This is a genomic window from Parabacteroides sp. TM07-1AC, assembly GCF_003480915.1.
Classification (GTDB): domain Bacteria; phylum Bacteroidota; class Bacteroidia; order Bacteroidales; family Tannerellaceae; genus Parabacteroides; species Parabacteroides chongii.
Genome location: NZ_QUKD01000004.1, coordinates 279,951 through 292,725, shown reverse-complemented (window position 1 = coordinate 292,725; position 12,775 = coordinate 279,951). Strand labels below are relative to the sequence as shown.

The window sequence follows — 12,775 nt, the reverse complement described above, 5'->3', positions numbered from 1 at the left end:
ATATTAATTATTAGCGAACGATTAATAGTTCGGATTCTGGATCAAGACTCCGTTAGAGAAGTCGATCTGACTCTGTGGCAACGGGAAATATTCGTGGGCTTTCGACCAAGCCGTTACATGTCCGGCCAATAACGGATCGAGTTCAAGACCATTCAGCTTATCCATGATCTTCCAACGTTTCATATCATAATAACGAATCAACTCAAATGGTGTCTCAACGCGGCGTTCATGTCGGATGGCCTCACGCATCTGATCCTGAGTCAGATTAGCTGCCAAATCGTCTAATCCGGCACGCTTACGTACCTGATTTACCATATCGGCGGCACCAGTAATACCCAGTTCATTAGCTGCTTCAGCTTTCAACAATAACAATTCACCCCAACGCAAGAAAACCCAATCTTGTTCACTACGAGTACTAGCCTGCCACATATCGCCATCTTTCATCAATGGGGTCAACCATTTCACCATAGCTTTCTTTAAGTCACTTCTATTCAAAGAAACAACTTCACCGCCCGGCCATTGGTACTTATCATCGAAAGCAACGATCTGTCCTAAACGATTATCACCTTCTTCATACTCATTCGTCAGGTTTGCAACCGGACGAACTCCGGAATAATTACCATATATATGGTCAAAATTATTATAGTTATTCGGAGCCAAGAACTTAATAGAGAAAAGGATTTCCGGACTAGATTCTTGTGTATCATAAGTGAAGTTATCAGCATAACGATCAGCCAAAGAGTACCCTTTGATTTCGTCCAACAAATTATAAGCTTCCTGAACCTCATCACGATTAGCCACTTTTCCGTCTTCTCCAAAAGCATGGAACATAAGTACACGAGCTTTCAGTGCTTTTGCTGCACCTTTTGTTACATGTCCGCCGGATCCCTTATAAGTTTTATCATCCAATTTATCAATCGCAGTCTGTAAATCGGCAATCAAATTCTTATATACATTATCAAGCGTTTCTTTCGGCATATTTTGTGTCGTAAGATCCAACGGCATCGTTGGATACGGAACTTCACCATAACACAGATAAAGCAGATAGTAGCAATAAGAGCGCAGGAACATAATTTCACCTTCATATTGGTTACGAACATTACTCATGTCCCCACCTTGATAATTTTTCAACTGATATAAAAAGATATTCATACGAGTAATAGCCTCATATGCTTCCTTATAAAGATCCGGAACAAATCCCTGCATGGATGGGTCTATATTATCAGCCTGAATCAAGTCCGTTTTATATACATAACTGGAACCGGAGCTACCATAACCATTGTCTGTCAAACAATCATAAACAACCATTCCATAAGATAATGTTTTAGCTTGCATACCTTGATAACAGCCGGTCAAAGCCGAATCAAAATCAGATTTTGATTGCCAGAAAATACTTTCTGACGGAGAAGTTGTCGGAGGAGTATCCAAAATATCAGAACAGGAAGACACTGTCATCATACCGGCAACCAATAGTGAAATATATGATAGTTTATTCATTTTCATAATTATTTTACATTTTAATTAGAATTCAAGATTTACACCGAATGAGATAATACGGTTCTGAGGATAATAAACCAAACGTGTCCCCTTCGTAGAGTTATAATTACGTTCCGGGTCACCACCCTGCGGGAATTTGGTAATCGTTAACAAGTTATCACCCGAGAAATAGAAACGCAGACGTTCAATTTTCGCATTACTTGTCAATGCTTTCGGCAATGTATAACCGAATGTCAAGTTCTTCAAACGGAAATAAGAAGCATTATACAACCAGTAAGTACTTTCACGCTGGTTCTTTGCTCCGCCTAAATCTGCAAAATATAAACGTGGATATTTAGCGTCTTTGTGATCTTCTGTCCACATATTATCAATATAATCCTGTGAAATTGGCGTTCCTTGATAGAACGGACGCAATCCCCAACCGCTGGCATAATGTTTGGCACCCTGTACGCCTTGTCCCATTAAAGAGAGGTCGAAACCTTTCCAGTTGGCACCCAGATTAATTGTATATTCGAAATTCGGTAAACGCCCGTCAAGAACTTTACGGTCATTTTCATCAACAATACCATCCGGAACTCCGTTCGGACCACTGATATCTGCATACTTGATATCCCCCGGCAACGTTTTGTCATTAAACTGTTTAGGAGAATTAGCCACATCCTCTTCATCTCTGAAAATACCAATTGCTTCATAACCATAATATGACTCATAAGGCAAACCTTCCTTATAGATCAAGCCTTTAGAAGAGTCTATAAAATCTGCACCGTATTTCGTCAATTCGTTTCTCGTACGATCAAAAAATACACCGGCATTATAATTTAACCCCTTAAATACACCTTCTTTGATATATCCATTATAAGCTAACGAAACTTCAATACCTTTATTTACCATTTCACCGGCATTGATATACGGAGACTTCAAACCTAACAATGAATTACTCTGTGCTTCACGAAGAATATCGTATGTTCTCTTCTTATACCAGTCAAAAGTAATATTGAAACCGTTGAAAGCAGTAATATCGATACCAAAGTCACCTATAGAAGTTGATTCCCATTTCAGATCACGGTTAGTAAGAGCTGTCTGTGCCACACCTGCATCCAAATTTGAGTTGTCAAAGCTATAATCTTTACCTGTTGTAACTAAAGCATAGTAAGAATAAAGATCAATATTCTGATTACCCAAAATACCCCATGAACCACGTAATTTCAGGCTATTCAACCATTCCCAGTTCAGTTCTTTCATCCACTCTTCTTCGCTTACACGCCATCCCAAAGAGAAAGATGGGAAGATACCCCAGCGAGAATCCGAAGAAATGCGGGAAGAACCATCGTACCGAGCATTCACTTCTAACAGATAACGTTGTTTGAATGCATAGTTAGCACGGAAAAAAGCAGACATAATACCCCATTCTTCTGAATACCCCTTATTGGTCTGTACCGAAGAAATACCAGTATTCAGTTCATGCAACGGGAAGTCAAAATTTTGGCGATAACCTTCCAAATTATCTAATTTATAATATTCCAGGTTATAACCAGCCATTACAGAGAAATCATGTTCTTGATTAGGAGTTGCCCAATCATATTTCAAATAAGTATATAAGTTGTAGTAAGAGCTATTATCCATTTTACTAGTTAAACCCGTACCATTTGTATTCAAAGTACCATTCTGAACACCGTCATGATAATAATAAACTGGTGTAGGCAATGCACCCCAATCTTTTGTATGCTGTTGTTTATAACGCATAGCACCCTTAGTATACCAGCTTAGACCTTTGATAGGACTAACTTCCAACCAAGCCTGCGCATTGACATCTGTATTTATATAGTTTTTAAAGTTCTCTGTTTCAGTGATAGCAACCATGTTTTTATTATTACTTTCAAAAGTAAAAGCTTTCATTGTGTAACGCTTAACACCCGTTCCATCATCCGGCAACCAAGGCATATAAGTCGGGGCCTGTGAAATAGTAGACAAATAAGCATCGGTATCACCCTGGCGTGTTTCCTGACGATCACTGCGGCTACCCGTAAAATACATACCGAATCTGATCCAATCATTTACCTGTGAAGTCAGGTCCAATGTTGCATTGTAACGTTTGAACTTCTGTCCTTTCATTGTACCAGGCTGATTGACCATACTTAAAGAAGCATTATAAGAAGTTTTACCAGTCGTACCGGCAACACTCAAGTTGTGTTGCTGAACGAAAGCAGGATCAAACATATAATCCAGCCAGTTGAAACTCGGATACTTAGTCGGATCGGATGGATTCGTGTAATTCGCAATCATTTCATCTGAGTAACGGTCTGTTGCCGGAGCACCGGAATTGTCTTTTGCCATATTGAAATATTTCATATATGTAGGAGAATCCCAAATCACATCCAGCAAGTTTGTCGGATTGTGAACAGCAAAGTTTCCATTGTAACGAACTGAAATACGGTCTTTTGTTTCCGAACCATTTTTAGTAGTAATCAAAATTACACCGTTTGCGGCACGCGAACCATAGATAGACGCCGAAGCTGCATCCTTCAATACTGAAACACTTTCAATAATGTTTGGATCGAGGGAGGCCAAGTCTCCCTCGACTCCATTAATCAGGATTAATGGGTTGGAGCCTGTTCCCGAGTATGTACCCTGTCCACGCACACGGATCTGAACATTTTCATTACCCGGCTGCCCTTTGTCGGAAGTGATGCGCAGACCCGGCATCTGTCCTTGTAACATTGTCGAAGTGTTTGCTACCGGTCGTTTAGCTATTTCTTCACCCGTCACAGCAGCAACGGCACCTGTCAGGTTTACTTTCTTCTGCGTACCGTAACCTACTACAACTACTTCATCCAAATTCTGAGTATCTTCCTGGAGAGTAATTTTCAGACGACCATTACCGGTAATTTTTATTTCCTGGTCTTTGTAACCAAGATACTTTACCAATAAGACATCGCCATTTTTTGCCGACACGGTAAAGTTACCGTCTACATCTGTAATGATACCTGTGGTTGTTCCTTTTACTAGTACAGACACTCCGATCATCGGTTCCCCGAATTCATCCAGAACGATTCCGGAGACAGACTGTGTTTGCGCGAACAAACTTAGACTTGAGTTAAATGCCACCATTAATAATAATAATCGCCAAAACGATACAGTGACCTTCTTAATTCTCTTTTTCATTTAATCATGGATTTAATTAGACTTAAAATTTCAACAAATTCAATAACACAAAGAAACATATTCTCTTTTTCACAAAAGAAAACATACTTCCCAATTTAGTATTAAATTATTCTATATAAATAGTTTGAGACAAAAGTAACAGGAAACTGATACAAATTTATCAGTTTCCCTGTTCCAACTTTCCTTTAGATTGCACAAACTCGGTCGGAGTACAACCATAAAAAGTCTTAAAAGAGTTGGAGAAATAAGAGTGGCTATTAAAACCAAGGTGTGAGGCAATTTCAGATACATTCATTTCCGAATCTTGTAATAGTTTCGCCGCCATCTCCAATCGTTTATTACGGATCAGCTCCATAGGCGAAAGTTCGGTAATAGATTTGAGTTTGCGGTAGAGGTTGGCACGACTGATACCAATCTCCGTACATAAGAGTTCCACATCCAGTTTATCGTTGGAGATGTTCTGCTCAATTACGGCAAATAATTTCTGAGAGAAACGTTCATCCGCCGATTTAACTTCTATTCCCAGTACATCCGGAGAGAAACGCTTTCCATATAACTTTTTTAACTGTTCCCTCGAAGCCAGCAGGCTACGGATACGGGTTTGCAACACGTCCATATTGAACGGCTTGACGATATAATCGTCAGCTCCCGCCTGGAACCCTTCTTTTATGTGCACAACCATAGAACGTGCCGTCATCAAAATCACAGGGATATGTCCTATTCGCAGATCGTTTTTAATCATTGTACAAAGTTCCAGTCCGTCACGCTTCGGCATCATGATATCGCTAAGCACCAAATCCGGGAAATCCTGAATTGCTTTTTCGTAGGCCCGTACTCCGTCACCCGCTTCAATAACGGTATATTCAGCTTCCAGACTCTTTTTCAAATAACTACGCACATCCTTGTCATCCTCAACCAGCAGAATTTTATATTTCGTTCCTTCAGCCTTTTCCGGTGCAGGAAGTGAAGCTGAAATATCATCAGTATTGGCTACTTCCGAAATTTTATCTAATTCTACACTTTCAATCTGATCGTCAGAGAACGCAGATCGGGAAATCGGAAGGATGACAACAAAACAAGCACCTGCCTGTTCTGTATTATCCACATCGCAATAAATAACACCGCGATGAAGCTGAACAATCGTATAGACAAGACTCAGCCCAATACCTGTTCCCGACAAGTTGATACCGGATGTCTCCGGAATCTGATAGAAAGGAGTGAATATTTTATCCACCTCTCCCTCTTCTATACCCTTACCGGAATCTTTTACACGCAATACAAGATAATTCGCATTCTCATCTTTATATAGTCTGTCTATATGTTTCGGATTCAGTCCGTTCCATGAGGTTTCCGAAACCTCCATGGTGATGGATTCTCCGGAGGGTGTATATTTGAAAGCATTTGACAAGAGATTGAATACAACTTTTTCTAAAAGTGACTTATCAAACCAGGCATCGATCGTTTTAGGCGTACAGTTCAATGAAAACTTAATCTCATTAGTGAGAGCAATCTGATTAAAGGCATAATATATTTCCTTTATATATTCGCAAATATCCCCTTCACTGACTTTCAGTTCCAAACTACCCGCCTGGTTCTTATGCAAATCCATCAGCTGATTGACCAAAAGCAGTAGTTTTTGGGCATTCTTATAAATAATAGAAAGTTTATCATGCAATTCAGCAGGAATGTCTACCCGCTTGACCAACTCTTCGAACGGGGTTATGATCAGCATCAAAGGTGTACGCAACTCGTGGGAGAAGTTGGTGAACAGACGGATCTTTGCTTCGTGAAACTCCTCCTGTTTCTGTTTTTCCATTTGCTTAAGTTTTAGCCCGGCTTCCAGATTTCGCTTAATTGTCACGTAATGAAGAATCGCATAACTGATGGCAGCCAATGCAATTATATAGAATAAATAAGCGTACCAGGTTCTCCATAAAGGCGGTTGTACGATAATGACCAGCGAACGACCCTGTTCATTCCATACACCGTCATTGTTGGAACCTTTTACATGGAAAATATATTTACCCGGACTCAGATTCGTATAGAAAGCCGAGTTTCGTCCGCCGACCTGGTTCCAGTTGTCATCGTAGCCCTCCAGTTTGTAGGCATACTGATTCTGCGTAGAATAAATATAATTCAATGCCTGATAGGTAATTGAGAAATTATTCTCATTATAGAGCAGGCGAATCGTATCCGTGCTGTCCAATACTTTATCCAAAATACCCGACTGGTCTCCTACTTCAATCGGCTGGTTGTTGACGGATAATTGTTCCAGTACTACCGACGGTATATTTTCGTTCTTATCCATCTCGGCGGCCTGGAAAGTGACAAAACCGTTACTACCGGAAAAACAAAGAGCCCCGTCCGGAAGAGCAATCCCGCTATGCAACGTAAACTCCCGGATATCAATTCCGTTATGACGATGATAGTTCCTAACTTCACCTCCTACGGGATCAACCATAATCAACCCGTTCACCGTACTCATCCACAACTTCTGATCGCTGCTTTCTACCAACGAACAAATATTATTGTCCAGCAATCCTTCACGGGTGGTCATCACCCGCTTTACATGCTCCGTTTTATCAAACTGAAATATACCGCCTCCGTAGGTCGATACCCATATTTCACCTGATTTCGTACGGATAATGGAAGAGATATAGTTATTAGGAATACGGTAACTATCAACTGTTGCCTCATTGGAATATTTTGTCATCCGTTTTTTATTCGTGTCGAAACGAAGCAATCCATCAGACGTACTACCCAACAATAATATACCGTCTTCTTCTTCCAGAATAGAACGGACGTTCGAAATTATAAAAGGTTCATCCACGTTATTGGTAAAGTTCATGACCAACTGGTCATGAACAAAACAAGTCAGACCGAATTCCGTCGATGCCCCTCCTATCCATAACCGGCCTTTATTGTCACGCAAAATAGAATAGATGGAATATTCCTGCGGATATTTATGATAAAGAGTAAACCTTTTTGTCCGGATATCAAATTTATATATTTCCCCCTTCGTCGTTCCACACCAGACAGTTCCGTCTTCATAAAAAACAGACTTGATAATATTCGTATTAAAAGTAAAACGCGTGGACGGATCGATCAGATAATAGCGTGATTCATTAGTTTGATTATTGTAATTCAACAATCCGTAACCCTCTGTCGCGATCCATAAATTGGAAGGGGATTCATAGGTTATTGCACCGTAAATACCCGTTCGGATATTCAGTTCGTCTTCCGGACGATGAAGCACAAATCGGTTGGTAAATTTATTCAGATAATTGATACCGCCTGCAAATGTCCCGACCCACAATGTATGATCCTTGTCCACGCAAAATGAATAAACGGAATAATGGCTTAAAGAATGATTTATATCGTCATATCCAGCTACTTTCGTTATCTTTCCGGATTCCGGAGTCAAAGCAAATATACCGTCAAAAGTTCCAATCAATAGCTTTCCCTGCCATTCGATCAAACAACGGATGGTATTATTACTCAACTGACTATTTTTACTTGTAAATGACTGAACCTCATTATCACGCAAATTAATCTTATTCAATCCATATTTACTACCGATCCATATCTGTTTATGCGAATCTTCATATATACTGGTAATATTATTATTATTCAATGGCATATTTCTAGATTGACTTGTAAAATGGCTTATAATATTCAGTTGTTTATCACACAAATAAACACCTTTTGCCACTGTTCCGATCCACAACCGGTCTGCGCTATCTTCAAATAAAACGGATACGGAAGTATCTTTCAATTCATTATCCAAAAGAATCTGTTCAAAGCAATCTTCTTCCCTGTTATAACGATTTAATCCACCCCATGTTCCAACCCAGAGACAACCGGAAGCATCGGTATATACTTTAGTAATTCCCCCAGGCATCAAGCCATGCAGTCCTGAACCATATCGCTTAACCTGATTCGTATTTAAATTGATCCGGTTCAATCCGTTATAGGTCCCGACCCACAAATAGCCTTCATGATCTTCAGTGACGGAGGAGATCGAATTACTAGACAAACTCTGTTCATTTCCATCCTCGTGGCGATAGATTACATATTCCTTGCCGTTAAAACGATTCAGCCCGTTCTTGGTGGCAAACCAAAGGTAACCTTTCGAATCCTGATATATATCCATGACAGACAGCTGAGAGATACCTTCGTTCAGGTCAGAGTTAAAGGAATACAGATAGTTAGCCTTCTCTGCATGTAGAGCAGATAAAAAAAGGGCTAGAAACAATATAAACGAAAATCTCCTTTCCATGGCAGTCGAATCTGATTAGATAAAGCAAAAATAGTAAAAGTTTCGGTTAGTGGTAACAGATATGTATTTATCCGTTACCACCTGTCGCTATTTTCATCATTATTTCAATTCAATAAAAGCAGTCGGTATGCCTTTCGCCTTAACAGCAACAAGACTCTTGCCTTTATTCAGATTCACTTTGATGCATGCCCGTCCATTATATGCCTGGACCTTCCGGCTACCGGTAGATGTTCCCTGATTTTGTATCAGTGATCCGTCACCGGCTATTTCAAATTCAATATATTTCTTCGAATCAAGACAACGGATACCGTCCTTATCCAAAAGCTGGACTTCCAGTAAAACAGTATCGCCTTCACGCGAAACGATTGATACAGCAGCAGCTGATTCTTTGCCCCACTTGGCAGTCTGATATTCCTGGCTGATTTCATCTGTCACCTTTGTTTTTCCCTGTATGGCAACGGCACGTATCTCGTTCTTTCCTTCCTCGTACACACAGTTCCAGCGCAATCCGGCAGCCGGATAATCCTGGCTGTTACGCTTCTTTACTCCCTGGCTGATGCCGTTGACGAACAGTTCTACGGTTTCGCAGTTCGAGTAGACCAAAACTTCCTTACGGTCGCCTTTGTTTCCCCAGCGTACAGGCCAGCTATGACCATAAATATGTACCATCGGCTCAGTCGTCCAGTAAGATTGGAAGACATAATAGCTTTCCTTGGGAGTGAAATCACGTTCGATAACGCCTTTTTGGTTTACGTAGGGAACCGGATTTTCAGGACGGACAGGTGTTGAGAAGTCCTTGAATGGCCAATAGGCGGCACCTGTCAGCCAAGGCATCGTTTCCTGTTCTTTCAGATGCCAGTCGATCAGGCGGACAATATAACTTTCCGACCAGTCGCCATCTTTGGATGCACGGGCGGCACCTCCGTAAAGGGAAGCATCCCCGTCGCGCTCATCAGCACCTTTTCCCGATTCAATTCCTTTCAGATTGGCAAAAACATTCTCCGAATGACGACGGGCATGGCTGTCGCCTCCCCATTCCACATGCAGGAAATGTTTGACTTTCTTCATCTCTTCTTCGGATACGGATTTATAATCAGTGAATACACCACGATACCAGCCTGCCCAGATGGAGGGGGAATAGACATCGACGATGTCGCTGCAAAATTCACAACGGCGGATAGCGGTCATACGGGTATCGTCCAGGCGATGTGCCAGATCATGTTGTTCTTTCATAAAAGCACGGATGGCACCTTTATCGAACGTACTGAAATCGTTCGGCCAGTCGTTTTCATTTCCTAATCCCCAAATAATAATGGAAGGATGGTTATGATGTTGATTGATCATATTTGTCAGCATACGGCGTGCTTGATTCTTGTAGGTCTCTCCACCCAAACCACCACGACACCAAGGGATTTCCTCCCATACAAGAATACCTAGCTCGTCACATAATTGGAGGATGATATCCGATTGCTGATAATGTCCGAGACGGATAAAGTTGACACCCATGTCTTTCATCATCTGCATCTCGGTACGCATCATCTCTTCCGTCATAGCCTGTGCTACGCCTGCATGGTCTTCATGACGATGTGTTCCGCGAAGCAGAAGGCGGCGGCCATTCAGATAAAACGGGCCTTTTTCCTTAAATTCTGCCTGGCGGAAACCGAAGCGCTCACTGGCTGTCAGGGTTTGACCGTCAGCTTTGATAGTCAGCTCGCAGGTATATAGATTCGGAGAATCGACATCCCACAAGGCTGGATTCTTGATCTTGGTTTCTACCAGGAACTGGTCACCCAAAGGGAGGATATTCTCTACTGTCTGAGAATATATTTGCTGATGCCCGGCATCATAGATAGTGACAGTCACGTCGGCCTTACGGATATCTTCCGGATTATAGAAAGAGGCTTTTACTTTGACTGTCCCCTCTTTCCGGTTGGCAGAAAGCTCCGGTTCCAAACGTATCTGTTCAAAAGAAGCTTTCGGCAAATAGACCAAATTCAGATAACGGTAAAGGCCGCCATAAAGATTGAAGTCGGACAGGTCGGACGGGATCATCTCTACATCGCGCGAGTTGTCACAACGGATAGACAAAGGGACTTTACCTTTGAAGCGTTTCATTAACTTATCATCAGCCATAAAGTTCTTTACAGCTTCGGTTATATCGACACTCCACTCATCGTAACCTCCTACGTGTTCACCGACCAGTGTTGTGTAGATATAGACTTTCGTCTTCTGTCCGGCACCTTCAAAGTCAAGTACGACACGACCGCCGGCGTACGGATTGTCGATCGTCAACTGCGTTTTGTACCAGCCCGGTCCTTGATAATAATTGATATCCGGATCTACTGCGTCTTCAGCATTAAAGCAATGAGGTAAAGTGACTTTCTGCCAGATGGGGACAGATTCCGGATTTCCTGGCGAGAATGGACGTACGGCTTCCCAGATTCCTCCCAGGTCACCTTTCAGGTATTCCCAGTTTTCTGTTAACCGTTGTTTTTGTTTTGTCGGTACTTTTCCCGCCATCGAAAAACAACAGAACAGGAAAAGACAGGTGTAAAGAATGTTTTTCATTATGTTTGTTTTTATATTTATAATATGGCTGTTCCTTCGTTCTCTAGTTTTTGTTTTCGAAGGAGGGCTTCCAAATAATAATAATCGGCATAGACGATAGGTACATCTACTTCTACATTATGCATTTTAGAACCTGTGCTGTGTAATAACAGAAAACCTCTGTCCTTGCCGGGTGTTGTACGGTAGCTTTTGGATAGATTCTCCAAAATGGTATTTGCTTTCGTTATATAATCCTTGCCGTTGACAGGGTCGTACATGCTCAGTTCATACAAAGCAGAAGCCGTTACCGTTGCAGCCGACACGTCACGAGGTTCGGCTGGTATCCCCGGCGCATTGAAATCCCAGTAAGGAATCAGATCTTCAGGCAGATTCGGATGAGTAAAGATATAATTCTCTATATGTTCAGCTTGTTCCAGAAATTCAGGTAAACCAGTTTCACGATAACACAGGGTGTATCCATAAAGTCCCCATGCCTGACCACGTGCCCATGCCGACTCATGTGAATACCCCTGATGTGTCTGTTTCTTTAGCACAGCTCCGGTAATCGTATCATAATCGATCACATGATAAGAACTATAATCTTTACGAAAATGATTCTTCATCGTAGTACGGGCGTGATTCACAGCTACATCATAGAACAAAGAATCACCACTCGTCCTGAATGCCCAAAAAAGAAGCTCCAGATTCATCATATTATCGATAATGACCGGGCAATCCCATTTGTCACGACTGTGATCCCATGAACGGATCACTCCTGCTTTCTCCTTGTAACGCGTAGTCAAAGTATAAGCAGCCTGCAGCAATACATCTTTATAGGCAGCATCACCCGTCAGACGATAACCGTTCCCAAAACTACAATAAACCTTGAAGCCCATATCATGTGTCCCGCCATTCATCTTCTCACGCTCAATCAAAGCCGTTTGTTTCTGAGCCTTTTCTTTCCAAAAATCATCCTTGGTATATTCATACATATACCAAAGTTCGCCCGGGAAGAATCCGCTGGTCCAGTCACGGGAAATGACCATATGCAACGTACCGTCGGCTTCCACATTACGCGGACTGGCTAATGGCCCGAGATTCTGTTTATCGCGCAAAGCCTGCTTTTCTCTGGGTTCTGCGGAACGTACAGCATCCATTTCAACAAAAGCCTGCTTCAATTGCGTCGAAGCAAAAGAGAAATTATCCTGAACAAGATCAGGCTGATCGGTTCCGCAAGAAGTGAAGGCAACCAATAAAAGTAAAAGAGGTGTTTTAAAATCCATAGTTTTT

5 protein-coding genes are annotated in these 12,775 nt (G+C 41.6%); all 5 read right to left on the bottom strand.

Annotated elements, in window-relative coordinates; genetic code table 11:
* Window positions 1–21: 21 nt before the first annotated feature.
* Window positions 22–1,497: a RagB/SusD family nutrient uptake outer membrane protein gene (locus DXD68_RS11065; RefSeq protein WP_122361702.1), complete on the bottom strand. Its 1,476-nt coding sequence runs from the start codon at window positions 1,495–1,497 to the stop codon at window positions 22–24.
* A 24-nt stretch (window positions 1,498–1,521) separates the two neighbouring features.
* Window positions 1,522–4,659: a SusC/RagA family TonB-linked outer membrane protein gene (locus DXD68_RS11060; RefSeq protein ID WP_122361555.1), complete on the bottom strand. Its 3,138-nt coding sequence runs from the start codon at window positions 4,657–4,659 to the stop codon at window positions 1,522–1,524.
* Window positions 4,660–4,819: 160 nt separating this feature from the next.
* Window positions 4,820–8,938: a hybrid sensor histidine kinase/response regulator transcription factor gene (locus tag DXD68_RS11055; RefSeq protein WP_122361554.1), complete on the bottom strand. Its 4,119-nt coding sequence runs from the start codon at window positions 8,936–8,938 to the stop codon at window positions 4,820–4,822.
* A gap of 99 nt (window positions 8,939–9,037) precedes the next feature.
* Window positions 9,038–11,506 carry a glycoside hydrolase family 2 protein gene (locus DXD68_RS11050; protein WP_122361553.1) on the bottom strand — a complete coding sequence of 823 codons (2,469 nt, stop codon included), beginning with the start codon at window positions 11,504–11,506 and terminating at the stop codon, window positions 9,038–9,040.
* Between the two features lie 17 nt (window positions 11,507–11,523).
* Window positions 11,524–12,768 (bottom strand): glycoside hydrolase family 88 protein, encoded by a 1,245-nt coding sequence (locus DXD68_RS11045; RefSeq protein ID WP_122361552.1) that lies wholly within the window; start codon window positions 12,766–12,768, stop codon window positions 11,524–11,526.
* Window positions 12,769–12,775: the final 7 nt, after the last annotated feature.